Source organism: Pacificispira spongiicola (assembly GCF_012926505.1).
Lineage (GTDB): Bacteria > Pseudomonadota > Alphaproteobacteria > UBA8366 > Aestuariispiraceae > Pacificispira > Pacificispira spongiicola.
Window position 1 is genome coordinate 659,122 of record NZ_JABBNT010000003.1, and the last position, 23,463, is coordinate 682,584.

The window sequence follows — 23,463 nt, forward strand, 5'->3', positions numbered from 1 at the left end:
ATCAGTCGAGCGAGTCGAGCGCCTTCTGGAAGCGGCCCGCATGCGACTTTTCGGCTTTCGCCAGGGTTTCGAACCACTGGGCGATTTCGTCGAAGCCTTCTTCACGCGCGGTGCGCGCCATGCCTGGATACATGTCGGTGTATTCGTGCGTTTCGCCCGCGATGGCGGCCTTCAGGTTCAGCGAGGTATCGCCGATCGGTTCGCCCGTCGCCGGGTCGCCGGTTTCTTCGAGATATTCCAGGTGGCCGTGGGCGTGGCCGGTTTCGCCTTCCGCGGTCGAGCGGAAAACGGCGGCGACGTCGTTGAAGCCTTCGATATCGGCCTTCTGGGCGAAATACAGATAACGGCGGTTGGCCTGGCTTTCACCGGCGAACGCTTCTTTCAGATTGTCTTCGGTTTTTGAGCCTTTGAGCGACATGGTGACTCTCCTGTCCTGTTGACCCGATAGGCGGCCCGGATCCCCTCCCGGCCTTGTATCGAGGCGATTGGTCTCAGATCCACCGGCGACGGGCGATGGGCGCCTCTATCGCCGGATCCCGCGGGGCGAAGAGCGCACGCGATCCTGCCCGTTCAACGCGAGAACGGGGAAAGTATGAGCGGGGTTCAGGGCAGAGTCAATAGTTTAGAATTTTTATAATTCTATGAATAACGCACTGAAAATGAAAATAATTCTCAATTACGATTGACCCGGATTATGACGTCCACGCGGCCCAAAGCGGTGCCTTCCGGTGGTGTCGGCAGGCGCGAAACTTCCACGGATTCCATGGGGATATCGATCAACTCGCCCTGCGGCTCGACATAGAAGTGATGGTGATCGTGGGTGTTCGTGTCGAAATACGACCGGCCCGGCCCGACGACGACTTCGCGCAGCAGACCGGATTCCCGGAACTGGTGCAGGGTGTTGTAAACCGTGGCCAGGGAGACCGACACGGAGGCGTCGCGCGCCAGGACGTGCAGTTGTTCGGCCGTCACATGCTGGTCGCCGCCGTCGAACAGAAGCTTCGCCAGGGCGAGCCGCTGACGCGTCGGCCGCAGCCCCGCTTCCTTCAATCGGCCCAACGCATCGGCAAACGGCCGCTGCGCGCCGGTAGTGGATATGTCCTTGAAACTCTTCGCCATCGGTACGCTCCCGACACAATCTCGTCGCTCAATCCCTCAAATGGGGGCAGTGAGATCTAAATTCAATCGATATCACAATACGCTATATCATACTTTGGAACAAGACCAAGAAAGCGAGCGTGCGTGATCCTTCGAACTAACCTACAATATATCGCGATTCTTTCTGAACGATACGCAATATCAGCCTCGTGGTGGTAAATATGTCGCGGAAACCGGCGGGTTCCGGCGCCCGAAAAGGTGCCGGCAAGACCTCTTCCAAGAAGGCAGCGGCCAAAAAGGCGAGTGCCAAACAGTCGGGCGCCAAGCGCGCCCCGGCCCGGACGCTGACCGCCGACAGGGATGCCCCGCGCCGTTCGTCCGCGTCCCGATCCGCACCGCGCCGCGGATTGTGGCCGCGTCTTCTGCGCCTCGGTCTGTCCGTGATGATCTGGGGGGCGGTTCTGCTGGCCGGGGTGGTCGGTTGGTTCGCCTGGGACATGCCCGACCCGAATGCCGTCATGGCGCAGGCGGGCCGGGAACCCGGTGTGACCGTCTTGGCGTCGGACGGATCGGAATTGATGAAGGTCGGCGACCTGTATGGTACGCGGGTCCGGCTGGAAGACTTGCCGCCCTATGTCCCGCAGGCCTTATTGGCGACGGAAGACCGACGGTTTTATATGCATCCTGGCATCGACCCGATCGGGATTGTCCGGGCGATGATCGCCAACTATCGATCCGGGTCCGTGCGGGAAGGCGGCAGCACGCTGACCCAGCAATTGGCGAAGAACCTGTTCCTGTCCCGCGACCGCACGATCCGGCGCAAGGTGCAGGAGGCCCTGCTGGCCTTTTGGCTGGAGGCCCGCTACGGCAAGGACCGTATTCTCGAGATTTATCTGAACCGTATCTATCTGGGGGCCGGGGCCTATGGCGTCGACGCGGCGGCGCGGCGCTATTTCGGTGTTCCGGCGACACGCCTGACCCTATGGCAGGCGGCGGTTCTGGCGGGTCTGCCGCGTGCGCCGTCTGCCCTCAACCCCTATCGCAATCCCGAACGGTCCGCGACGCGGGCGCGGGAGGTCCTGGACGATATGGTCCGGGCTGGGTTCCTGTCGGAAGCGGATGCGACGGCGACAAAGCGTGCCCGTGTCGATACCGCGCCGACCGACGGGGCGGGCGAACAGACGCGCTGGTTGGCGGAATGGGCCTTCGATCGGGCGGCGGACCTGCTGGGCGGTGTCGATCGCGATATCCTTGTGGACACGACGTTGGTGCCGATGCATCAGCGCGCGGCGGAAGCGGCGGCGTCAGAAATCGGGCCGCAGGCGCGCGCGCAGGGCGCGCGCGAACTGGCCTTCGTCGCCATGCGGCCCGACGGGGCGGTGACGGCGCTGCTGGGCGGGGCGGATCGGCGGAAGTCGGCTTTCAACCGCGCGGTGCACGGCCTGCGGCAGCCGGGATCGGCGTTCAAGCTGTTCGTCTATCTGGCCGGATTCGAAAACGGCCTGACGCCGGACAGTCCCATCGACGACCGGATCGCCCCGATCAAGGGCTGGTCGCCGCGCAATGCCGGTGCGGGCAATCGCGGCGTCGTCTCCCTGCGCGAAGGCGTGGCGCGGTCGATCAATACGGTGGCGGTCGCGGTGATGGAAACCGTCGGCCGCGACAAGGTCGTCGACATGGCGCGGCGTTTGGGCATCACCGCGCCGCTGCGGCCCGATCCGGCATTGGCGCTGGGCGTGTATGAGGTCAGCCCGATGGAGCTGACGGCGGCCTATGCCACCGTTGCCGGGAACGGACGTGCCGCGACCCCCTATGTCGTCAGCCGTATTCGCGCGGCGGCTGATGGCGAAGTCCTCTATGAACGCGACCGCGCGCCGGGGCCGCGCCTTCTGTCCCCGGAAACCGTGGCGCGGGCGAATGACGTATTTTCAGCGGGCATGTCCTGGGGCACGGGCAAGGAAGCGGCGCTGCCCGATCGTCCGGCGGCGGGCAAGACCGGCACGACGCAGGATTACCGCGACGCGTGGTTCGCCGGCTATGTCCCGCAATTGACCGGCGTCGTCTGGATGGGCAACGATGACGGCAGCCCGACCGACGGCGTCTATGGCGGGTCCTATCCTGCGCGTTTCTGGAAGGCCTTCATGACCCGCGCGATGGCGGGGGAACCGATTGTGCCGCTGACCGGGGACGCGGGCAGCTAAACGAAAAACGGCACCGCCGGTTGTCCGACGGTGCCGCTCTTCTGCCACTCCCTAACGCTTAAGGTCAGGTCGTCATGCCCTTTGCCATCGGCAGGGTCCGGATGCGGTTGCCGGTCAATTTCGCCACCGCATTGGCGACGGCGGGACCGATCGGCGGGACGCCCGGTTCCCCGACACCCGTCGGGTTGGCGTCGCTGTCGACGATGTGGACTTCCACCACCGGCATCGCATCGATGCGCAGCGGTTCGTAGAGGTCGTAATTGCCTTGATCGACCTCCCCATCCGTCATCGTGATCTCCTCCCGCAGGATGGCGCCGAGGCCGAAGCCGACACCGCCTTCCATCTGGGCCTTGATCGTGTCCGGGTTGACGGCGATGCCGCAATCGACCGCGCAGACGACGCGATGGACGCGGATTTCGCCGTCCTCCATCGATACCTCCGCGACCTGCGCGACATAGGACTGGAAGCTTTCGTGCACGGCGATGCCCAGCGCCCGTCCTTCCGCAACCGGTTTGCCCCAGCCGGCCTTTTCCGCCGCCAGTTTCAGGACCGCCGCATGCCGCGGATGGTCCTTCAGCAAGTCGAGACGCAGGGCGACCGGGTCCTTGCCGACGGCTTCCGCGATTTCGTCCAGGAAGGCTTCCGTCGTGTAGGCCGTATGGGTCGACCCCACGGACCGCCACCACAGAACCGGGACCTTCACATCCGTCGTGGTCAGGCCGACCGACAGGTTCGGAATGGCATAGGGCAGGTTGGACGCCCCTTCCACCGATGTCGGATCGATGCCGTTCTGCACCATGCCGCCGAAGGGACCGCCCGCCATGATCGACTGACCGACGATATGGTTTTCCCAGGCGACGATGTTGCCGTCCTTGTCCAGACCCGCCTTCAATCGGTGGGTATAGGCCGGACGATAGCGGCCGCCGCGCATATCGTTCTCTCGGGTCCACTGTACTTTCACCGGTGCTTTCCAGCCGATGGCCTGACCGATCGCGACCGCTTCGGACACGACATCCGCATCGCCGACCGCGCGACGGCCGAAACCGCCCCCGGTCTTCATGATATGCATGCGGATATTCGCCATATCGACGCCGGTGACCTGGGACACGATATGCTGGTACAGGTCCGGCATCTGATGGCCGCCCCAGACTTCCAACGTACCGTCCGCATTCATCCGGGCGGCGGCATTCAGCGGTTCCATCGCGGCATGGGCGAGGAAGGGGAATTCGTAATCCGCCTCCAGGACCCGATCCGCCGCGGCCAGGGCCGCCGCCGTATCGCCATCATTGCGGGCGACCGCTTGCGGCGGTTGATCCAACAGCGCGCGGTATTCCGATAGAATCTGCTCCGTGCCCCGGGTTTCGGCCTGGCTTTCGTCCCATTCGACGGTCACCAGGTCGCGCCCGGTGATGGCGGACCACATATCCTTCGCGACGACCGCGACTCCACGGTGGATGGTCACGACGTCGACGACGCCGGGCTGTGCTTTCGCCTGCGCCGCATCGACCGATTTCACCGTCGCGCCGAATTTCGGCGGATGGATCATCACCGCCGTCAGCATGCCCGGCAGTTTGACGTCCAGGGTGAAGTCCTGCTGTCCCTTGGTCTTGCCGACCCGGTCATAGCGTTTCAGATCCGGATTGCCGATTTCGGTCCAGGTATCGGGAGCTTTCAACGTCACATCGCCCGGTACCGGCAGTTTTGCGGCGGCGGCGGCGAAAGCGCCCAGGGAGGCGGCTTTGTCGCCATGGCCGATCAAGCCGTCGGCGATGGTGATCTCCCCGGCGGGGACGCCCCATTCCTGCGCGGCGGCTTGGGTCAGCATGGCCCGCGCGGTGGCCGCCGCCTGACGGTAGCGGTCCCAGGAGGTGAAGATGGAGGTCGATCCCCCGCTGCCCTGGAACGCCCCGCCGAAGGCGATGTTGCCGTATAGCGCGGTATTGCCGTTCACGCCCCGGACGGACAGTTTCTCCCATCCGCAGCCCAATTCCTCGACCACCAGCGTGGCGAGGCCGTGGTAAGACCCCTGACCCATATCGAACTGCGAAGACAGAACGGTGACCGATCCGTCCTCGGCGATTTCGATATAGGCTTCCAGCGGATTGGCGGCGTCCGAAGTCGCTTCCGTCGAAGTCGCTTCCGTTGCCTGGGCCGGACGGAAGCCGATGGCCAGACCGCCCGCACTCGCGGTGACGCCCAGCAGGAACCCGCGCCGGGACACCGACGACAGGTCGAGGCGCTGGGGAACGCGTTTCGCAATCATTTCGGGCAGGTTTTCGGGTAGCATTGTCGTGTTGGGTAGCATGGATCAGGCCTCCAACCGGTTGGCCGCTTCATGGATCGCGGCGCGGATGCGATGGTAGGTGGCACAGCGGCACAGATTGCCGGCCATGGCGTCGTCGATATCGGCGTCGCTGGGCTTCTGCGTTTCCGTCAGCAGGGCCACCGCCGACATGATCTGTCCCGATTGACAGTAGCCGCATTGCGGCACGTCCAGATCGGCCCAGACTTGCTGCACCGTTTCGGCGACCTTGTCGGAAAGCCCTTCAATTGTGGTGACGGATGCGCCTTCGATATCGCCGACAAAGGTCTGGCAGGATCGCATCGGCACCCCGTCGACATGGACGGTACAGGCGCCGCATTGCGCCAGACCGCAGCCGAATTTGGTGCCGGTCAGGCCGACATGGTCGCGTAGCGCCCATAGCAGCGGCATGCCGGGATCGACGTCGAGCGTATGCTCCGTCCCGTTGAGCGTGAATTTTGTCATGGTCTATCCCCTGATGTGAAGCCGTTCCCAAAAAGAACTCACAGCCGAGCCCGGCATCTTCTTTTGGGGAAGGGGTCGGGGCGCGGCGGCTCGGGTTAAGAGATAAGATATGACGGCCATCAAACAATGTCGTTTAAATCGCATACATTATTCGATATCATTCACGAATGAATTTGGATCGCGATATTCTCATCCACCTTCCCGCCGTCCTGGCCGTCGCCCGGTGTCAAAGCTTCGCGGCGGCGTCGAAGGAATTGAAGATGAGCCCTTCCGCCGTCAGCCATGCCGTGCGCGCGGTGGAGGAACGCCTGGGCCTGCCCCTCTTCGCCAGAACGACGCGCAGTGTATCCCTGACCGAAACGGGGCGCAGCTTCGTCGCCGCGACAGCGACCGCTACGTCGGACATCGCCGACGCCATCGAAAGCGCGCGGGCCGACCAAAACCGCGTGGCGGGGCTGTTGCGACTGAACGTACCGATGCCCGCCCTGTCCATGGGGATCGACCGGATCGTTCGGGAAACGGTGCGCCGTCATGCCGATCTGCGGGTTGAGGTCTTTTGCGACAACAGCCTGTCGGACATCGTCGCCGACGGATTCGATATCGGGGTGCGTATCGGCACCATGGTGGCCGAAGACATGGTGGCGATCCGCATGACGCCGCCGATCCGGTCCCTGCTGGTGGCGGCGCCGTCTTATCTCGAAAAATACGGGACACCGACCTGCGTCGCGGATCTGCAATCCCATAACTGTATCACCTATCGGAAGCGCAAGGACGGTCCGATTTATGACTGGACCCTGATGGAAGACGGGGGGGCGGTCGACCTTCGGGTGCGCGGCACCTTCATCGTCAACGAGGCATCCTATGCCAGACAACTCGTCCTGGACGGGGTCGGGATCATCTATGCTTATGACCGTCTGGTGGAAGACGAACTGGCCGATGGGAGTCTGGTGGAGGTCCTGCCGGAAACCCGCGTCGAGAAGCCCGGCTTGTATCTCTATTATCCGCAGCGCGCGTCACGCACGCCGAAGGTCCGCGCCTTCATCGATATCGCACGTGAAATCATGGCACCGGAACTGCGTCGATATGATCAGGAGGCCGCTGAGTAAGGCTTTGTCGATTTAGTGGTGGCCGCCCAAGGGCACGCCGTCCTTCAGGACGAAGCGCTTATCGCAATAGGGACAGTCGACCTTACGGTCCTGGCCCATCTGCAGATAGACTTTCGGATGGCCGAGAGGCCCGCCGCCGCCGTCGCAGGATACGCGGCTGTGGTCGACAATTTCGATTTCCGGCTCGTCGATCGACGGTACAGGCATGGTCACGAAACCCTTGGTTACGGTCAGGTCGGCCCTTCGGATAAGACGGAAACGCGACGGAACGCTTGCCCGTCGAGGTGTCGAGGCCTATCTAAAGGGCGCGGCTGTCCAACAGCCGCATTGCCGTTATGACCCAGGCCGCCCCTTTTGCGCAAGTCCGCTTGCGCGATTCTTACGACCGGCGGACGAACGAAGTGAAGTTGAGGAAACGCGATATGCCGCTTGATGCCCGCGACCAGACAGAAAGCCGGACGGGAACCGATCCCGATTTCGCGATTGAGGCGAAAGGCCTGACGAAGGTCTACAAGGGCCAGGGCAAGTCCGGGGAAAAGCGTGCGCTGGACAATGTCGACCTGCAGATTCCGCGCGGCAGCCTGTTCGGGTTGTTGGGGCCGAACGGCGCGGGGAAGTCCACCTTCATCAATATCCTGGCCGGGTTGGTCGTGAAGACGTCCGGGTCCGCGAAGATTTGGGGCTATGAGGTGGAGGACAATCCGCGCATGGCCAAGGCGGCGATCGGCGTCGTGCCGCAGGAACTGAATATCGACCCGTTTTTCACACCGGAAGAAATGCTGGATGTGCAGGCGGGTCTCTATGGTGTGCCGAAGGCGGAACGCCGGACCGACGCCATTCTGGAAACCATCGGCCTGACGGATAAGCGCGGCGCGTACGCCCGTACGCTTTCCGGCGGGATGCGTCGTCGCCTGCTGATCGGCAAGGCGATGGTGCACGATCCGCCCGTCTTGGTACTCGACGAACCGACCGCCGGGGTCGATATCGAACTGCGCCAGCAGCTGTGGGAAAATGTCGTGGAACTGAACAAGCGGGGCACGACGGTCCTGCTGACCACGCATTATCTGGAAGAAGCCCAAGAATTGTGCGACCGGATCGCGATCATCAACAACGGGCAGGTCGTCGCACATGACGACAAGCGTCACCTGCTGGGCCGGTTGGATGCGAAGACGGTGCGGGTCACCGTGCGCGAAAACCTGACCGATATCCCGGCGCCGTTGCAGCCTTTCAATCCGACGATTCAGTCGGATGGGGTGGAAGCGGACGGCAGGACCGTGATGACCATCGCCTATCGCCCGTCTTCCATGACGGCGGGTGAAATCATCAACGCGTTGAACGTCGCCAATCTGACGATCCTGGACCTCTCCACCGAGGAAACGGATCTGGAAGACATTTTCCTGCAACTCACCAGCCGGTCCAAAGGTTAAGGGCGGCCGCGCATGATAGGTGGGACGAATCCGTTCCGCCTGAGCGCGTTGCTGTTCCTTCTACTGGCCGCCTGCGCCCCACGGGTTGACGGCGTCGGTCCGACTACGACCACGGCGCGGATGGAAGCGGATGCCTTCGTTACGGCGGACGGATACCGTCTGCCGTATCTGTCGGCGGTGCCGTCCGATCCGCGGGCCGTGCTGCTCGCCCTGCACGGGATGAACGATTATTCCAATGCGTTCGCGGGTTCCGCGCCGATCTGGGCGGAGGCCGGGATTGCCGTCTACGCTTATGACCAGCGCGGTTTCGGACGGACGCAGGGGCGCGGAATTTGGCATGGGACGGCGGCCCTGACCGGCGATCTGGCGACGGTTTCGTCCTTGTTGCGCGCCCGGTATCCGGGCTTGCCGCTTGTCGTGTTGGGGGAAAGCATGGGCGGCGCGGTGCTTCTGGCTGCGCAGACCGACCCGGACCTGCCGCATCCCGATCTGGATCGTGCCGTCCTGTCTGCGCCCGCGGTTTGGGGCAGGGCGTTGATGCCCTGGTGGCAGCGCGCGCCGCTGGCCTTTTTCGCCCACACCCTGCCCTGGCTGGAAATCGCGCCGCGCATCCGGCGCAAGGTTTCGGACAATATCGACATGTTGCGCGGTCTCGCCCGCGACCCGGTGATGATCCATCAAACCCGGATCGATGCGATCTATGGATTGGTGAACCTGATGGACCGGGCCTATGAAGGCGTGCCGGACCTGGGAAAAGACACGCTGCTGCTGTTCGGATTGCAGGAAGACATCCTGCCCGATGCCGCGTGGAAGGGGGCCGTTTCGCGCCTGACACCCGGCGCCGGATGGCGCATGGCGTTTTACGACACGGGCTATCACATGCTGACCCGCGACCTTGCCGGGGACCGGGTTATCCGGGATATCGCAAGCTTTGTCCTGACCCCGGAAAGACCGCTTCCGTCCGGTCGCGAATGGGTGTCGGACTCCCCCTTGCCCTTTGCCGTCAAATAGGCGAACACTCCGGCTCGATTTTATGGTGTGGGAGGTCAAGACATGCGGTATTCCGACTTGAAAGAGCGCGTCGGAGGAATGAGCGGCGAAGCGTGGAAAATCCACGATCTTGCTAAGGCGCGGGCTGCCGCCGGTCACGACGTTATCATTCTGTCCGTGGGCGAGGATCGCACCGCCGTGACGCATCCGGCGCTTGTCGATGTGGCGAAACACAGCCTGGATGCCGGCAAACACCATTATGCCCCGACAATCGGTTCCGAGGATTTGCGCGCGGCCATTGCGAAACGGCACTTCCGGACCACCGGCCAGACGGTTACGCCAGATTCCTGCTGCCTTTTTTCCGGGGCCCAGAATGCCCTGTTCTCGGTCTCTCTTGCCCTGCTGAACCCCGGCGATGAAATCATCGTGCCGGAGCCGTTCTACGCCACCTATCCCGGCGTCGCGCGTGCCGGTGGGGCGAATATGGTCACGGTCCGGACCGACCCTGAGGCCGACTTCGTTCTAGACCCCGACCGTCTTTCCGCCGCGGTGACGGATCGCACGCGGGTCATTCTGATAAATTCGCCCAACAATCCGACCGGCGCGTGCTATCCGCGCGACGTCATGGAAGCCGTGGCGGATATTTGTAAAAAGCACGATCTGTGGCTGATTTCGGACGAGGTCTACTCCGATTTCGTCTATGACGCGGACCATGTCGCCCCAGGCGCCTTGCCGGGAATGGCGGAGCGTACGGTGACCATCGGGTCGTTGTCCAAGTCGTACCGTATGAGCGGCTGGCGGATCGGTTGGGCTGTTTCGAACCCGGAGTTGAACGGTATTCTGGACGACCTGATTTGCTGCATGCTCTATGGCGGACCAAGCTTCGTGCAGGACGCGGCTCTCTCGGCCTTGGCCGAGCCGCCGCTGCCGGGGGTTGAGGAAGATAAGCGCGACATGCTGGAGGCCTATCACCGGAAACGCGATATGGTCATGGGCATGCTGGGCGATACGCCGGGTTTGATCTTGCGTCGTCCGTCGGCGGGCATGTTCGTCATGGTGGATATCCGGCCCACCGGACTGAGCGATTTCGAATTCGCTTTCAAGCTGCTGGAGGAAGAGGACGTCAGTGTCATGACGGGCTCAGCCTTCGGGCCCAGCGCGGTCGGTCATTTGCGCCTCGGCCTCGTGGCGCATGAGGACATGCTGGCAGAAGCTTGCCGCCGCATTGATCGCCTTGCCCGGAAATTGATGGCCTAGGTCAAGGTCAGGCCGAATTCCAGGCTCGATTCCGTCAGCCAGTGATGCATGTCGACGGCATAGGACCGGGCCGCGTAAAGGTCGGCGCTGTCGTCCGTCCGGCAATGCAGGATGGCGCTGAAATGGCCTAAGAGCGTGACGATGCAATCGCCCGGCGCCATCCGGTCGACATCCACCGTCGTGCCCTTGGCCAGGAGGTCGCGCAGATTCGGCCCGGTAATACGCCAGACGGTTCGGGCATGACCCTGGTCTGTCAGCGCAGCGGCACCGCCCAAGGCGGTTTCCAACGCGGCGAGCAAGTCGCCCGCTTCCGGTTCCACGACCAGATACCGGTTCGGCCCGGTATTCAGGATGGCGCGGCCAGCCGCATCCTCGACGGCTTGCACCGGCGCGGGGACCGCCTGACCGGCGATATCCGTCAGGGCGCCCCAGGCATCGACCTGCACCATGGACAGCGGTGTGCGCAGGGACAGCGTGATTCCCGGTCCGGCGGGACCGATGGCGCCGCTGGTTCCCGCCTGCCAATGCCCGTCCAGGGCGGATCGTCGTTTCAATACCGTATCAGTCATGCAGGCGCTTTCCTTCCGGATCGACGAAGACAGGGCCGGTCACGCGGGCCTGAACCGCGATATTCTTCAGTGGATGCGTGACCAGAACGGTTTCCCCCTCCCGCGCCAGCCCGCCTTCCAACAGGGCCAGGGCGACCGGGATATTCCGTTCCGGACTGAACCCGTTGGCCGTGACATGGCCCAGCATTTTGACGGGTGGATCGGTATGGTCGACGGATACGATCTGCGACCCGTTGGGCAGGGACGACCGCCCGTCCACCGGAACCAGCCCGACCAGCTTCTTCCGCGTCTCGCCGGTCATGCCGGGGCGGAAGGCCAGGGCCTTGCCGATGAAATCCTTCTTCTTGGACAGCATCTTGCCCAGGCCCAGATCGTCGGCGGTCGTGCGCCCGTCCAGTTCGGACCCGGCGACGTGGCCTTTCTCGATCCGCATATTGCCCAGGGCTTCCAACCCGTAGGGCACGATGTCGAATTCCCGCCCAGCCGCCATCAGGGCATCCCAGACCTGCTGGCCGTAATCGCTGGGCACCGCGATTTCGTAGGCCAGTTCACCGGAAAAGCTGATGCGGAACAGGCGGCCCGGCACACCGTCTTTCGTCCGGCAGGGCGCGCAGGCCATGAAGGGGAAGGCCGCGTTCGAAACATCCAGATCGACGACCCGTTGCATGACCTCGCGGGCCTTCGGTCCGGCGACGGCGATGGCGGCATATTGTTCGGTGACGCTGGTTGCCTTCACCTTCAATTCCGGCCAAACGGCCTGCAGCAGAAATTCGATCTTCGCCATGACCGGCACGGCGTTCGCCGTCGTCGTGGTGATGACGTAATGCGTCTCGCCCAGACGGGCGACCGTGCCGTCATCCAGCACCATGCCGTCTTCGCGGAGCATCAGACCATAACGGACCTTGCCGACGGGCAGGTTGGAAAAGCCGTTGGCGTAAATCCGATTGATGAAGTCCAGCGCGTCCGGCCCTTGCAGGTCGATCTTGCCCAGGGTCGTGACGTCGCAAATCCCGACCGATCCGCGTGTTTGCCGGGTTTCGCGGATATAGGCGTCGCGCATGCTTTCGCCCGGCGTGGCGGGGTAATGGCGCGGGCGATCCCACAGTCCTGCGGGCACCCATTCGCCGACGCGGGCGTCGTGCCAGTCATGCATCGGCGACCGGCGGCGCGGCTTATACTGCTGACCGCGTTCGGACCCGCCCATCGCCCCGATCGAAATCGGCGTATAGGGCGGGCGGAACGTCGTCGTCCCGACCTTTTCGATCGGTTCCCCGCGCAGCGCCGCCATGATGGCAAGGCCGGTCAGGTTTGACGTCTTGCCCTGATCCGTGCCCATGCCCAGCGTCGTGTAACGCTTCAAGTGTTCGACGGAGATATAGCCTTCGCGATGCGCCAATTGGATGTCCGACGCCGCGACATCATCCTGATGATCGACGAATTTCTTCGGATGACCGCCGAACAGGCCGGGCGGCGGGTCCGGCGCCTCCCACAGGGGCGCGGTCGGCGCGAAGCGTTCGATATCGACCTGCGGAATGGCGAAGGTGCCGGTGGCGGAGAAGCCCGCCGCCTTGGCGGCTTCCAGCCCGCGGACGCTGCCTTCGGACAGGCAGCCATAGAGCGTGAAATGACCGGCGGCGGACCCGGCGGAGCGTTCCGGTCGTTTCGGAACGCCGGGCAGGAAGCAGCTCAATTCCGCGTTCCAAACGGGTTTCGCCCCGGTCTGGCTGGACAGATGGACGGACGGTTGCCAGCCGCCGGACATGGCCAGCAGATCGCAGGTGAACTCCCGCACCGTGCCGCCGGTCAAGGGCATGACGTCGACGCGCTGCAAGGTCGGGCTGCCATGCGTGTCGACCACGGCATGACCGGTCAGAACCTCAATCCCCGCATCGCGCACGGCTTGGGTTAACGCGGATTGGGCCGTGTCGCGGGAATCGACGACGGCCATGACCTGCGCGCCCGCCGCCGTCAGGTCCAGCGCGGTGCGATAGGCATCGTCGCCGCTGGTGAAGATCACCGCCCGCTTCCCGGGCAGGACGCCGAACTGGTTCAGATAGGCGCGCACGGCCCCGGCCAGCATGACGCCGGGCCGGTCGTTGTTGCCGAAGACCAGGGGCTGTTCCAGCGCACCCGTGGCGAGGACGACCTGCGCCGCGCGAATCTGCCACCAGCGTTGTCGCGGTTTATGATCGACCGGGACGGCCAGATGGTCGGTGACGCGTTCCACACAGCCGATCATGTTGTTGTCGTAATAGCCGAAAGCCGACGTTCGGGACAGCAGCCGGACAGTGTCACGGCTTGCCAGCGTGGCGAGGCTCTTCGCCACCCAGTCGGCGGCCGGCATGCCGTCAATGTCGTATCGATCCTGACGCAACCGCCCGCCGAATTCGGCATGTTCGTCGATCAAGATCACCCGCGCCCCGGTCTCGCTGGCCGCCAGCGCCGCCGACAGGCCGGACGGCCCGCCGCCGACCACCAGGACGTCGCAATGGACGCTGCGCCGGGCGTAGGTGTCGGGATCGGTTTCATAGGTCGCGCTGCCCATGCCTGCCGCGCGCCGGATGACGTGTTCGAACATCATCCACAGCCTGGTATTGGCAAAGGGACCCATGAAGGTTTTGTAATAGAATCCGGCCGGTAGGAAGCGCGCGAAGACCTGGTTCACCGCCTGCACATCGAAGGCGAGGCTGGGCCAGCGGTTTTGGCTTTCCGCGACAAGCCCGTCATACAGCTCCACCATCGTGGCGCGGGTGTTCGGTTCGCGGCGTGCGCCGCTGCGCAGGGCGACCAGGGCGTTCGGTTCTTCCGGCCCGGCAGAAAACACGCCGCGCGGCCGGTGATATTTGAAACTGCGCCCGACCAGGGACACGCCGTTCGCCAACAGGGCGGACGCCAGGGTATCGCCCTCGAACCCTTGATAGGTTTTGCCGTCGAAGGTGAAGGACAGCGGCTTGCTGCGGTCGATGCGTCCGAATCCGTCGATACGGCTCATTTCTGTGTCTCCGACGCGGCGCGGCAGCCGTGGATTTCATGGGTCAGCGTATCACGGTCAACCACGACCCATTGGCGGCATCCGCCGGCATGGTGCCAATATTCCCGATGCGGGCCGCGCGGATTTTCGCGCTGATAGACGGCGTCGAACCATTCCTGTTCCGACGCGCCCAGATCGGGCCATGCGATTGTGGCGTCGCCGCCATAGGTGAACTCGTTGGCGTCGCGCAGGCCGCAATGGGGGCATTTGAATTGGAACATGGCTTACGCCCTTCTTTCTCGCGCCGGCCCTCTCCCCCACCCGGCCACCCAATAGCTTACGATGCCGTGGGTGGCCGGGTGGGGGAGAGGGCTGGTGCCGACCGAAAACATATTAATGCGCGCCGGGGACCGGACCGGCCCCGCGTTCATCGACCATGCGGCCCTCACGGAACCGGGCGAGGTCGAGCCCCTTGTTGATCCAATGCGGCTCGTCATGGGCGATCGTATGGGCGAAGACCCAGCCGGAGCCCGGTGTCGCCTTGAACCCGCCATAGCACCAGCCACCGTTGAGGTAGAGGCCCTGTACCGGCGTTTTGCCGATGATCGGACTGCCATCCATCGTCATGTCCATGATCCCCGCCCAATGGCGCAACAGGCGCAGGCGACCGACCGACGGGATCATGGCGCAGACTTCCTCCCCCAGATGTTCGATCAAGGGCAGGTTCCCACGCTGGGCATAGGAGTTATAGCCGTCCAGATCGCCGCCGAAGACCAGCCCGCCCTTGTCGGACTGACTGATATAGCAATGACCCGCGCCGAAGGTGACGACCCCGTCGATGAAGGGTTTCAACGGTTCGGAGACGAAGGCCTGCAACAGATGACTTTCGATCGGCAGCGTCACCCCGGCCATGGCCATGACGTGGCTGGTATGACCGGCGACGGCGACCCCGACCTTTTCCGCGCGGATCGGCCCCCGGCTGGTTTCGACGCCCTTTACCGTGCCATTTTCGATATGGAAGCCGGTGACCTCGCAATTCTGGATGATGTCGACGCCCAGACGGTCGGCACCGCGCGCCAGACCCCAAGCGACCGCGTCGTGTCGCGCCGTGCCGCCGCGCGGCTGCAACAATCCGCCGACGATGGGGAAGCGGGCATTGTCGGTGAAATCCAACATTGGGGCATATTGCCGGACCTGTTCGCGGTTCAGCAGTTCCGCGTCGATCCCGTTCAGACGCATGGCGTTGCCGCGCCGGGAATAGGCATCCATTTGTGCGTCGGAATGGGCGAGGTTCAGCACACCGCGCTGGGAGAACATGACATTGTAGTTCAGGTCGACCGACAGGCCTTCCCAGAGCTGGAGCGACTTCTCGTAAAAATGCGCGTTGTCTTCCAGCATGTAGTTGGATCTCACGATGGTCGTGTTCCGACCCGTATTGCCGCCGCCCAGCCAGCCTTTTTCCAGCACCGCAACATTCGTGATGCCGTGTTCCTTCGCCAGATAATAGGCCGTTGCCAGTCCATGGCCGCCGCCACCGATGATGATGACGTCATAGGCCTCGCGCGGGGCCGGATCGCGCCAGGCGCGGCTCCAGTTACGCTGGCTGGTAAGGCCGCCTTTAAGAACGCTGAAGACTGAATAATGGGACATGGTCCGTCGGAATCCTCTCCCCCAGAGATGGTTCAGTTTTAGAGAGAGGGCGCGCCGACGGAAAGGCTCATTCAGGTCATGCGGTGTTCTGTTTCCGACATGTTGAATGTCGTATTACGCGGTCGGGCGTTTAAATGCCGCGCGGGCGGCCTCCGCTTCCGCGCGCAGGGCGCATCCGGTGGCGTGATCGTTGATCAGGCCCATGGCCTGCATGAAGGCGAAAATCGTGGTCGGGCCGACGAATTTCCATCCGCGTTTCTTCAGGTCCTTTGACAGGGCGATGGAGACGGGAGAGGTAGAGACCGTTTGCGGCTTCGGCAAATCGCGCGGGTCCGGTTCGAATCCCCAGAAATAGGCGGCGAGCGACCCTGTCTCGGCCACCAGTTCTTGCGCGCGTCTGGCGTTGTTCAACACGGCCTCGATCTTGCCGCGATGGCGCACGATTCCGGCATCCTGCAACAGACGGTCGATGTCGGTTTCGTCATAGAGGGCGATCTTGTCGTAATCGAATCCGTCGAACGCGTTTCGAAAGTTTTCGCGTTTGGTCAGGATGGTCCGCCAGCTCAGGCCCGACTGAAACCCTTCCAGGCAGATCTTTTCGAACAGACGGATATCATCCCCGACCGGAAAACCCCATTCGCGGTCGTGATAGGCGAAGAATTCCGGCGCGGCGGCGCACCAGGCGCAGCGCGGACGGCCGTCGGGACCTTCAACAGTTTTTGCCATCGCTTGATCTCTCAACGGGTCAGAAAGGCCAGGGGTGCCGCCGTCATCGACGGTGCCACTTCCAGAATTTCCGGAACGACCACGTTTTCCGCGACGAAGGGGTCGGCATTCACTCTGTCGGTTAGGTCGGCCAGTGTCGTTTTATGCGCCAGGATCGTGCCGCCCGCCGCCGGTTGCAGCGACCCGGCCAGCAGGAAGACGCCATCGTCAAATCCCTGTTTGATCCAGGCCTTGTGCCCGTCCATGAAGGATTGTGCGCGGTCCTTATCGGCGCCGAAGCGCAGGAAGACGATGAACATGCTGGGTCCCTTAGCTCAGTATTTTTGGGGCGGATAGGGCGGTCAACCAGTGCTCCATCTCGACGACCTCCCGCTCCACGAAGGCCTTGTCGCGGAAGGCGGTCGCCAGGGTCGCGACGCCCTGACTGCGGGCCAGCAGTTGCATGGCAAGGGTATCGGCATCCGCCGTGCGGCCCATCAGGGCGAATTGCCGTTTCAGCCAGTCCCGGAACAGGGTGAACAGCGCGTTTGCCTGTCCCTGCGCCGGATGGTTCAGTTTCGCCAATTCGGTCGACAGCGTCCCGATGGGGCAGCCGTAGAGCATGATCTTCGATTGGTTGACGATCAGGATGCGGATGAAGTTTCGGATGCGCGCCTCCGGCGTCGCGCCGTCGGCCTCCCACATGTCCAGCATCTCCTGCCGGTCCATCAGACGCTTCTGGATCACCGCGTCCAGAATCTCGTCCTTGGTCTTGAAGTGGTAGGAGATATTGCCGCGCGCGATCCCCACCGCTGCCGAGATATCGGCAAAGGATGTCTGCTCGAACCCCTGCTCATAGAACAGCCGGTCGGCGGCATCGATTATCTGGTCGCGTGTTGCGTTTCGGGTCATGGGGATGCCGTAATTAAGACGTTTGTCTTATAATTAGGGCAGTCGTCTTAATCGTCAAGGATTATTGTCTGGATATTCGGGAGTCGGTTTGGCGGAAAGTCGGGATCAGTCCCAGTCGCGGAGCTTGTCGGTTTCCCGCCGTTCCTTCTTGGTCGGACGGCCCGCGCCGTCTTCGCGCTGGGCGACGGGCGGCGGCAAATCTTCCCGGCGGCGCGGCTGCGGTGGGGACAGGTCCTTGTAGAGGGCTTGCGCTTCAGCGGCGGGGCCGCGGCGCTCGCCCAGCGCGACGACTTCAATCACACGGATGGCGTCGCCCTGTGGAAAGGTCAGAACGTCACCGACGGAAATGCCATGGCTGGCCTTGCGAATATGCTGCCGATTGACCCTCGCATGCCCGGCGGTCACCGTTTCCGACGCCAAGGTCCGCGTCTTGAAGAAGCGTGCGAACCACAGCCATTTGTCGATGCGCAGCTTCTCGGTCATCGCTTGCCCGCCTTGGCCGACGGCATCAGCCCCTGAAGAACGGCGAAGGGGGAATCGGGGTTCGGCTTCGTTCGGGGCGGCGCGTTCTTTCGCGCGGTCTGTGCTTTGCCGGACTTTTTCGCCCCTCGGTTTCGGGTGGCGAAAGCGTAAACGACAGGGCCATCCTGTGGTGTTTCCGATGCCTTTTGGTCTTCCGTCTTCTTCAGGCCCAAGCCTCGCAACACGCTGGACAGATCCGGGCTGTCCGGGGGAATCCCCAGTTCCTCACAGAAGGCGGGGTCGGCGGTCAGCGTCTCGCCGCGTTTCATCTGCCGGATGCGGGCGGTCAGGCGTTCCCACCGATCGATGCGGATCGCTAGGGCGCCCGCCTTCGTATAGCCCAATAGGGGCCACGCCTCCTCCGGCATCCGGGAGGCAGGCAGGCTGAAAGCCGTCTTATTTGGGATCTCTGGCACCGGATTGCCGGTCCAGGCGGCCCAAAGGAAAGCCCGCGCCCGCACCGACTTCGGGTCTAGCTGCGAGGCGAGGTAAATCCAATCCCGGCCGAAGCGCACACCGATCCGCGTCAGCGCCGCGCGCGCATCGTCGCCGAGGGCCTTCAAATTCCCGGTAGCGTCCTTGCGGTTTAGGCAGCCCATGCCTTCCCGCAATTGAAACATCAGTCCCCGTGCCGCGGAATCCAGGGCGGCGGCGTCGATTTCGGGCGCCAGGATAGGTTTCAGGCGGCGCAGGAAAAAACGGTCCAGAAAGGTCTGGATACGCTGGCGCGCCCGATCCGCGAGACTGCTGTCCGGGATCGCATGGGCCAGTAGGACGGCGCGCGGGGCCAGCGGCGTGTCGCCCTTGTCCAGTCGGGCGATGGCGCGGCCTTGCCAGGTAACGCGCCCTTCCGGCGTCATGCCGAAGGCCTGGTCGTCCGCTTCTTCCAATGCCTTGATACGGCGGGGTGCTTCCTCCGCCAGGGCGCGGTGGGCGGCGGCCAGAAGCGCGCGCGCTTCCCGCCGGTCGGCGGCCTCATGCGGTTGGAAGGCGAGGCCTTCCAGATGACCGACGACATGGCCTTCGACAATGACCTCACCCTTCGAGGTCACGGCGGACAACATGCCCGCCCCGGCACCCTTGGAGCGGACGAGCACCGCCGCGCGGCGGTCCACGAAACGGTCGGTCAGACGCTGGTGCAGTGCGTCCGACAGGGAATCTTCGATTTGTCGGGCGCGCGCCTGCCAACCGGCACTGTCATCGACCCAATCCGCGCGGTGGGTGATATAGGTCCAGGTTCGGATATGGGCCAGACGCACCGTCAGCATGTCGATATCGCCGTCGACTCGATCCAGGCGTTCGACCTGTCCTTCGACCCAATCGCGGGGTAGGCGACCGCCCCCACCGATGCCGTTGCCGTCAACAAGATGCGTGAAAATCTGCGCGACCAGGGTGGCGTGGTGATCCGGCATGACTTTCCGGAAATCCGGAATCTGGCAGCAATCCCACAGAAGCTGCACCCGGTCCCGGCTGGTCGCGCGGTCCAGGATCGTTTCGTCGCGGATCAGCGCGCCCAGCACGGATTGATCCTCCGCCTCCCGCGCGCGCACCAGTTCCTCGCGCGGTGGCGGCCGGTTCAGGCTGCCATACAGGCGTTTCGGCGATCCGAAATCGAGCGATCGGTTGCGCCAGAAAATTTGCCGAAGCGCGGGGTAATCGTGTTCCTCCACCCGACGGATGATGTCTTCATCCGGGGGCGGGACGTTGTTGGTGACCCCGAAGGTGCCGTCATTCATATGCCGCCCGGCGCGGCCGGCGATCTGGCCGATTTCCGGCGCGGTCAGGGGGCGTCGTCGCGCGCCGTCGAATTTTCGCAATTGGGCGAAGGCGACATGGTCGACATCCATGTTCAGCCCCATGCCGATGGCGTCCGTCGCGACCAGATAGTCGACCTCCCCCGATTGATAGAGGTCGACCTGCGCATTGCGGGTACGGGGACTGAGCGCGCCGAGAACGACCGCTGTTCCACCGCGCTGCTGACGGAGCGCTTCCGCCAATTCGTAGACCTGATCGACGGAAAAGGCGACAACGGCGCTGCGCCGTTTCAACCGATTCAGCTTCTTCGATCCTGCCCAGGACAAGGTCGACAGACGCGGGCGGGTTTCGACCGTCGCGTCGGGGACCAGCAGGCGGATCATATCCGTCATGCTGTCCGATCCCAGGAACATTGTTTCCTGCCGTCCGCGCGCATGCAGCAGGCGGTCGGTGAAGACATGCCCGCGTTCCGGGTCGCCGCAGAGCTGGATTTCATCGACGGCCAGGAAATCGACCCGCCTGTCCAGCGGCATCGCTTCCACCGTGCAGACCAGGAAGCGGGGATTGGGCGGGATGATCTTTTCCTCGCCCGTGATCAGGGCGACAGCGTTGCGGCCGACCCTCTCCGCGATGCGGTCGTAATTCTCCCGCGCCAGCAGACGCAGGGGGAACCCGATCATGCCGGTGGCATGGCCGAGCATCCGCTCCACCGCGAGGTAGGTCTTGCCGGTATTGGTTGGGCCGAGCACGGCCCGGACCGGCGCATAGTCGCCGCTGCGTGCCGATCCGACTGATCGAGAAAAGGTCATGTCCTGACTTTCGGCCCGATGAGATTTCACTTCAAGGCTCTAACGCGATTCCGGTAAGGCCGCGCAACAGACCATTTCGTGAAAAAATAGATTGAATGACCAATCAATTTTTGAAACGATCATTCATCCACTTGAAAAATAGAGGTTCTATCCGTGGCGCGGCGGTCGATTGAAGATATCCGAAAAGCGGAACTGATCGTCGCGGCGCTGGATGTCGTGGCGGAAGACGGACATGACGCGGCGACGGTGCAACGCATCGCGGCGCGGGCCGAAACATCCCCCGGGATCGTGCATCACTATTTCGGTGACAAGCATCGGCTGATGTTGGCCGCGATGCGCACGGTCCGCAAACCGGTGGCGGAGGTCTACCGAACGGCGACGCATGATGCCGGAGAATCGGGCCGTGCCGCCTTGGATGCCTGTGTCGCCGCCCATCTCGGTCCCGGTGTGCTGACGGTCCGACGGGCGGCGGCGTGGCTGCAATTCGCGGCTCGGGTTGCCTATGAACCGGACTATGCCCGTATTCATGCGGCTGTTCGCTGCCGACAGGTCGCGGCTCTGCGGCGGGCGCTGACACCGCTTATTGCGGACCCGCAGGCCCGTCATCTGACGGCATTGCGGATCGCGGTGGCATTGGACGGCTATTGGACGGAAACGGCGACACGGGAAGGCGGCCTTTATCCCGGTGAGGCGGAAGCGGGTATCGCAAGTCTTTTGCGCGAAAGCCTTTTGTAAGCGACACCGACGCGGGATACACTTCGACCATGTTTGGAACCGTGCGCCTTGTTCAGTCCCTGCCGAAACTCCTTGTCTTGATCCTGGGGTTCGCGGTCCTATCCGGCTGTTATTTGCCGAACAAGTTCACCCTGACCATGCAGGTCGCGCCGGATGGGCGCTTTGCCGCCGCCTATGACGGGACGCTGACGCAGCTTCAGTTCCTGCAACGCATCGGCAGCGGCGAATTGCAGGGCGCCCAGGTCGACGAATATGTCACGATCTACGAAAACGACATGCGGCGCAGCCCCAGCTTCAAGGAAGTGACCTATCTGGGGAATGCCGAATATCAGGTGAAATACGAACGCCAGGGCAGCCTGACCGAAGACCGGCAATTCAGTTTCCCCAGCCGCAACGGCACGATCATGGGCCTACGGTATTGGACGGCGGAAACCGCACAGGATCATCTGAACCGCATTCGCCAGACCAACCCGCCCGCCTTCAATGCGATTGCGGAGGCCGGGTTCTTGCGCGAGCCCTATATAATGGAAGTGTTCGGCGACCGGCTTCCCGCCAAGATCCGTCAGGACCTGACCGCCAACGGGTTCTGGATTCGCGGAGAGATCCGCATCTGGACCGATGCCCGCGTCGCCTATAGCAATGCCGATCAGGTCGTCCAGGGCAGCCCCAGTCTTTATATTTGGAACATCGACGATCTGAACGATAACGCGCCGCAAATGGTCATGGCCTGGATGCCGCCGAACAGCTGACGCTGGCGCAAATATCCTAAATATTCCTTTGAAAACGGTTGCGTGAAAGAACTTTCGTTCGGGCGCAATCCGGGCACAGGGCCATGTCCTAAATAAGATGAAGTCTTTAATGGCGCGGATAGGGAAACCGCCGTCTGCTTGTCTTTCGCGGAATCGAACTCTACGGTCACTGTCAGGCCGCGTCCGGGCCTTCCCCCTCCGAAACGGAGAAGCATGATCCATGCAGGACGGTATGCATTCGAACCGACTCTGATCGAGCCGACGCATGAGGAGGGATTGCGGCACCCGCTCGCAGGAGAAGGTTACCATGACATTATCCGCACCGATTTACCGACTGAAACGACAGGCCAAGCTCCGGTCGCGCGAAACCGGCATGCCGCTGCATGCGGCGCTGGATGAGGCGGCGCGACGAGAAGGTTTCCGCAATTGGAACCACTTGTCCCAATCCATCCCGGACAATCGCGGGGCGGCCGTCTTCCGGGACTTGATGCCCGGCGACTTCATGCTGCTGGGCGCGCGTCCGGGACAGGGCAAGACATTGCTGGGCCTGGAAATCGCGGTCGCCGCCGTGCGGGCCGGCTGGGACGCGACATTCTTCACGCTCGACTACACGGCGGAAGACGTCGTCGGTCGATTGCGATCCCTGGGGATTGATCCGACTTCTTTGGGAGACGGATTCCATTTGGACATGTCCGACGAGATTTGCGCGGAATACATGATTGCGCGGCTGGAGGAACGGTCGGGGCGCAGGCTCGCGGTGATCGATTATCTCCAGCTATTGGATCAACGCCGGGATAGGCCCATCCTTCGACAACAGGTGGAAGATTTGAAGGTCTATTTAGGGAATTCCGGCTCGATCGGGGTGGCGATCTCTCAGGTTGACCGCGCCTTCGACGCGGGCGGGAAGGCGATACCCGATCTGACGGATTTGCGCCTGCCCAATCCGGTGGATGTCACGTCCTTCACGAAGTCCTGCTTTCTGCATGACGGGCGTATCGAATTCTCTGGCGTGGCGTAACCCGCATAGGAACGGAGGCCTCCAGAAGAGGCCTCCGTCAGAGTTTCGCGCCTTGTCGCGCGCCATTTCTGATGGTTCCCAGACCCACCGGCCGTTGTGAGCAGGGCCCGTCCACCGCATCGGTTTTGCGGCGGATGCTTCACCGTCGGAATCCCACCGACCGCGTAAGAAGAAGTGTCGCGCCGAACGATTTTCGAGTCAATGCAGCCGTCTCGCACCGCG

Annotated in this window: 22 protein-coding genes; 8 read left to right on the forward strand and 14 right to left on the reverse strand. The window is 63.2% G+C overall.

The window, feature by feature from the left end:
* Nucleotide 1 precedes the first annotated feature (1 nt).
* Together HH303_RS12635 and irrA are read right to left on the reverse strand one after the other, a co-directional pair.
* Nucleotides 2-418, reverse strand: coding sequence for a rubrerythrin family protein (locus HH303_RS12635; protein ID WP_169625680.1), 417 nt, complete (start codon nucleotides 416-418; stop codon nucleotides 2-4).
* A 254-nt stretch (nucleotides 419-672) separates the two neighbouring features.
* On the reverse strand, nucleotides 673-1,119 hold the full coding sequence (irrA, locus tag HH303_RS12640; RefSeq protein WP_169625681.1) for an iron response transcriptional regulator IrrA: 447 nt from the start codon (nucleotides 1,117-1,119) through the stop codon (nucleotides 673-675).
* A gap of 200 nt (nucleotides 1,120-1,319) precedes the next feature.
* Here irrA and HH303_RS12645 point away from each other — a divergent pair, with 200 nt between their 5' ends.
* Nucleotides 1,320-3,299, forward strand: coding sequence for a transglycosylase domain-containing protein (locus tag HH303_RS12645; RefSeq protein ID WP_169625682.1), 1,980 nt, complete (start codon nucleotides 1,320-1,322; stop codon nucleotides 3,297-3,299).
* 64 nt (nucleotides 3,300-3,363) lie between these two features.
* Here HH303_RS12645 and HH303_RS12650 read toward each other — a convergent pair whose 3' ends face one another.
* The gene (locus HH303_RS12650) at nucleotides 3,364-5,604 is read right to left on the reverse strand and encodes a xanthine dehydrogenase family protein molybdopterin-binding subunit (RefSeq protein WP_227421748.1); all 2,241 of its coding nucleotides are present in this window, start codon (nucleotides 5,602-5,604) and stop codon (nucleotides 3,364-3,366) included.
* Between the two features lie 3 nt (nucleotides 5,605-5,607).
* The gene (locus HH303_RS12655) at nucleotides 5,608-6,066 is read right to left on the reverse strand and encodes a (2Fe-2S)-binding protein (RefSeq protein ID WP_169625683.1); all 459 of its coding nucleotides are present in this window, start codon (nucleotides 6,064-6,066) and stop codon (nucleotides 5,608-5,610) included.
* A 167-nt stretch (nucleotides 6,067-6,233) separates the two neighbouring features.
* Here HH303_RS12655 and HH303_RS12660 point away from each other — a divergent pair, with 167 nt between their 5' ends.
* On the forward strand, nucleotides 6,234-7,172 hold the full coding sequence (locus HH303_RS12660) for a LysR substrate-binding domain-containing protein (protein ID WP_227421749.1): 939 nt from the start codon (nucleotides 6,234-6,236) through the stop codon (nucleotides 7,170-7,172).
* A gap of 12 nt (nucleotides 7,173-7,184) precedes the next feature.
* On the opposite strand, the gene HH303_RS12665 is transcribed toward HH303_RS12660, so the two are convergent.
* Nucleotides 7,185-7,379, reverse strand: a complete 195-nt coding sequence (locus HH303_RS12665; RefSeq protein ID WP_169625684.1) for a zinc-finger domain-containing protein — start codon at nucleotides 7,377-7,379, stop codon at nucleotides 7,185-7,187.
* 215 nt (nucleotides 7,380-7,594) lie between these two features.
* Between HH303_RS12665 and HH303_RS12670 the strand changes: the two genes are divergently transcribed.
* From HH303_RS12670 to HH303_RS12680, 3 genes are all read left to right on the forward strand, one after another.
* Nucleotides 7,595-8,599: an ABC transporter ATP-binding protein gene (locus HH303_RS12670; protein ID WP_169625685.1), complete on the forward strand. Its 1,005-nt coding sequence runs from the start codon at nucleotides 7,595-7,597 to the stop codon at nucleotides 8,597-8,599.
* Between the two features lie 12 nt (nucleotides 8,600-8,611).
* Nucleotides 8,612-9,610 carry an alpha/beta fold hydrolase gene (locus tag HH303_RS12675; protein WP_169625686.1) on the forward strand — a complete coding sequence of 333 codons (999 nt, stop codon included), beginning with the start codon at nucleotides 8,612-8,614 and terminating at the stop codon, nucleotides 9,608-9,610.
* Nucleotides 9,611-9,688: 78 nt separating this feature from the next.
* A complete protein-coding gene (locus HH303_RS12680; protein WP_227421750.1) occupies nucleotides 9,689-10,846 on the forward strand; it encodes a pyridoxal phosphate-dependent aminotransferase in 1,158 nt (385 codons plus the stop codon).
* Here HH303_RS12680 and HH303_RS12685 read toward each other — a convergent pair.
* The 9 genes from HH303_RS12685 to HH303_RS12725 all read right to left on the reverse strand — a co-directional run bounded on the left by HH303_RS12685 (nucleotide 10,843) and on the right by HH303_RS12725 (nucleotide 20,739).
* Nucleotides 10,843-11,415 (reverse strand): sarcosine oxidase subunit gamma, encoded by a 573-nt coding sequence (locus HH303_RS12685; RefSeq protein ID WP_169625688.1) that lies wholly within the window; start codon nucleotides 11,413-11,415, stop codon nucleotides 10,843-10,845. The two genes, HH303_RS12680 and HH303_RS12685, sit on opposite strands and share 4 nt — an antisense overlap.
* On the reverse strand, nucleotides 11,408-14,407 hold the full coding sequence (locus tag HH303_RS12690; protein WP_169625689.1) for a sarcosine oxidase subunit alpha family protein: 3,000 nt from the start codon (nucleotides 14,405-14,407) through the stop codon (nucleotides 11,408-11,410). The genes HH303_RS12685 and HH303_RS12690 overlap by 8 nt, the downstream gene beginning before the upstream one ends.
* Nucleotides 14,404-14,667, reverse strand: coding sequence for a sarcosine oxidase subunit delta (locus tag HH303_RS12695; protein WP_169625690.1), 264 nt, complete (start codon nucleotides 14,665-14,667; stop codon nucleotides 14,404-14,406). The genes HH303_RS12690 and HH303_RS12695 overlap by 4 nt, the downstream gene beginning before the upstream one ends.
* A gap of 112 nt (nucleotides 14,668-14,779) precedes the next feature.
* Entirely contained in the window at nucleotides 14,780-16,036 is a 1,257-nt protein-coding gene (locus HH303_RS12700; RefSeq protein ID WP_169625691.1) for a sarcosine oxidase subunit beta family protein, read from the reverse strand.
* A 114-nt stretch (nucleotides 16,037-16,150) separates the two neighbouring features.
* Nucleotides 16,151-16,762: a DNA-3-methyladenine glycosylase I gene (locus HH303_RS12705; RefSeq protein ID WP_169625692.1), complete on the reverse strand. Its 612-nt coding sequence runs from the start codon at nucleotides 16,760-16,762 to the stop codon at nucleotides 16,151-16,153.
* 11 nt (nucleotides 16,763-16,773) lie between these two features.
* Nucleotides 16,774-17,061: a YciI family protein gene (locus HH303_RS12710; protein ID WP_169625693.1), complete on the reverse strand. Its 288-nt coding sequence runs from the start codon at nucleotides 17,059-17,061 to the stop codon at nucleotides 16,774-16,776.
* A 10-nt stretch (nucleotides 17,062-17,071) separates the two neighbouring features.
* Nucleotides 17,072-17,653: a TetR/AcrR family transcriptional regulator gene (locus HH303_RS12715; RefSeq protein ID WP_169625694.1), complete on the reverse strand. Its 582-nt coding sequence runs from the start codon at nucleotides 17,651-17,653 to the stop codon at nucleotides 17,072-17,074.
* Nucleotides 17,654-17,758: 105 nt separating this feature from the next.
* Nucleotides 17,759-18,136 (reverse strand): RNA-binding S4 domain-containing protein, encoded by a 378-nt coding sequence (locus tag HH303_RS12720; RefSeq protein ID WP_169625695.1) that lies wholly within the window; start codon nucleotides 18,134-18,136, stop codon nucleotides 17,759-17,761.
* Nucleotides 18,133-20,739, reverse strand: a complete 2,607-nt coding sequence (locus HH303_RS12725; protein ID WP_169625696.1) for a helicase-related protein — start codon at nucleotides 20,737-20,739, stop codon at nucleotides 18,133-18,135. The genes HH303_RS12720 and HH303_RS12725 overlap by 4 nt, the downstream gene beginning before the upstream one ends.
* A gap of 153 nt (nucleotides 20,740-20,892) precedes the next feature.
* Between HH303_RS12725 and HH303_RS12730 the strand changes: the two genes are divergently transcribed.
* The 3 genes from HH303_RS12730 (at nucleotide 20,893) to HH303_RS12740 (ending at nucleotide 23,241) form a co-directional block, all read left to right on the forward strand.
* Entirely contained in the window at nucleotides 20,893-21,474 is a 582-nt protein-coding gene (locus HH303_RS12730) for a TetR family transcriptional regulator (RefSeq protein WP_169625697.1), read from the forward strand.
* 29 nt (nucleotides 21,475-21,503) lie between these two features.
* A complete protein-coding gene (locus HH303_RS12735) occupies nucleotides 21,504-22,223 on the forward strand; it encodes a hypothetical protein (RefSeq protein WP_169625698.1) in 720 nt (239 codons plus the stop codon).
* Between the two features lie 307 nt (nucleotides 22,224-22,530).
* Nucleotides 22,531-23,241 carry a DNA helicase gene (locus HH303_RS12740; protein WP_169625699.1) on the forward strand — a complete coding sequence of 237 codons (711 nt, stop codon included), beginning with the start codon at nucleotides 22,531-22,533 and terminating at the stop codon, nucleotides 23,239-23,241.
* Nucleotides 23,242-23,463 lie beyond the last annotated feature (222 nt).

What these genes read in the sequence shown, in the direction of transcription:
- HH303_RS12635 (WP_169625680.1), bottom strand. Translation starts at nt 418, where the DNA reads ATGTCGCTCAAAGGCTCAAAAACCGAAGACAATCTGAAAGAAGCGTTC.
- irrA (WP_169625681.1), bottom strand. Translation starts at nt 1,119, where the DNA reads ATGGCGAAGAGTTTCAAGGACATATCCACTACCGGCGCGCAGCGGCCG.
- HH303_RS12645 (WP_169625682.1), top strand. Translation starts at nt 1,320, where the DNA reads ATGTCGCGGAAACCGGCGGGTTCCGGCGCCCGAAAAGGTGCCGGCAAG.
- HH303_RS12650 (WP_227421748.1), bottom strand. Translation starts at nt 5,604, where the DNA reads ATGCTACCCAACACGACAATGCTACCCGAAAACCTGCCCGAAATGATT.
- HH303_RS12655 (WP_169625683.1), bottom strand. Translation starts at nt 6,066, where the DNA reads ATGACAAAATTCACGCTCAACGGGACGGAGCATACGCTCGACGTCGAT.
- HH303_RS12660 (WP_227421749.1), top strand. Translation starts at nt 6,234, where the DNA reads ATGAATTTGGATCGCGATATTCTCATCCACCTTCCCGCCGTCCTGGCC.
- HH303_RS12665 (WP_169625684.1), bottom strand. Translation starts at nt 7,379, where the DNA reads ATGCCTGTACCGTCGATCGACGAGCCGGAAATCGAAATTGTCGACCAC.
- HH303_RS12670 (WP_169625685.1), top strand. Translation starts at nt 7,595, where the DNA reads ATGCCGCTTGATGCCCGCGACCAGACAGAAAGCCGGACGGGAACCGAT.
- HH303_RS12675 (WP_169625686.1), top strand. Translation starts at nt 8,612, where the DNA reads ATGATAGGTGGGACGAATCCGTTCCGCCTGAGCGCGTTGCTGTTCCTT.
- HH303_RS12680 (WP_227421750.1), top strand. Translation starts at nt 9,689, where the DNA reads ATGAGCGGCGAAGCGTGGAAAATCCACGATCTTGCTAAGGCGCGGGCT.
- HH303_RS12685 (WP_169625688.1), bottom strand. Translation starts at nt 11,415, where the DNA reads ATGACTGATACGGTATTGAAACGACGATCCGCCCTGGACGGGCATTGG.
- HH303_RS12690 (WP_169625689.1), bottom strand. Translation starts at nt 14,407, where the DNA reads ATGAGCCGTATCGACGGATTCGGACGCATCGACCGCAGCAAGCCGCTG.
- HH303_RS12695 (WP_169625690.1), bottom strand. Translation starts at nt 14,667, where the DNA reads ATGTTCCAATTCAAATGCCCCCATTGCGGCCTGCGCGACGCCAACGAG.
- HH303_RS12700 (WP_169625691.1), bottom strand. Translation starts at nt 16,036, where the DNA reads ATGTCCCATTATTCAGTCTTCAGCGTTCTTAAAGGCGGCCTTACCAGC.
- HH303_RS12705 (WP_169625692.1), bottom strand. Translation starts at nt 16,762, where the DNA reads ATGGCAAAAACTGTTGAAGGTCCCGACGGCCGTCCGCGCTGCGCCTGG.
- HH303_RS12710 (WP_169625693.1), bottom strand. Translation starts at nt 17,061, where the DNA reads ATGTTCATCGTCTTCCTGCGCTTCGGCGCCGATAAGGACCGCGCACAA.
- HH303_RS12715 (WP_169625694.1), bottom strand. Translation starts at nt 17,653, where the DNA reads ATGACCCGAAACGCAACACGCGACCAGATAATCGATGCCGCCGACCGG.
- HH303_RS12720 (WP_169625695.1), bottom strand. Translation starts at nt 18,136, where the DNA reads ATGACCGAGAAGCTGCGCATCGACAAATGGCTGTGGTTCGCACGCTTC.
- HH303_RS12725 (WP_169625696.1), bottom strand. Translation starts at nt 20,739, where the DNA reads ATGACCTTTTCTCGATCAGTCGGATCGGCACGCAGCGGCGACTATGCG.
- HH303_RS12735 (WP_169625698.1), top strand. Translation starts at nt 21,504, where the DNA reads ATGTTTGGAACCGTGCGCCTTGTTCAGTCCCTGCCGAAACTCCTTGTC.
- HH303_RS12740 (WP_169625699.1), top strand. Translation starts at nt 22,531, where the DNA reads ATGACATTATCCGCACCGATTTACCGACTGAAACGACAGGCCAAGCTC.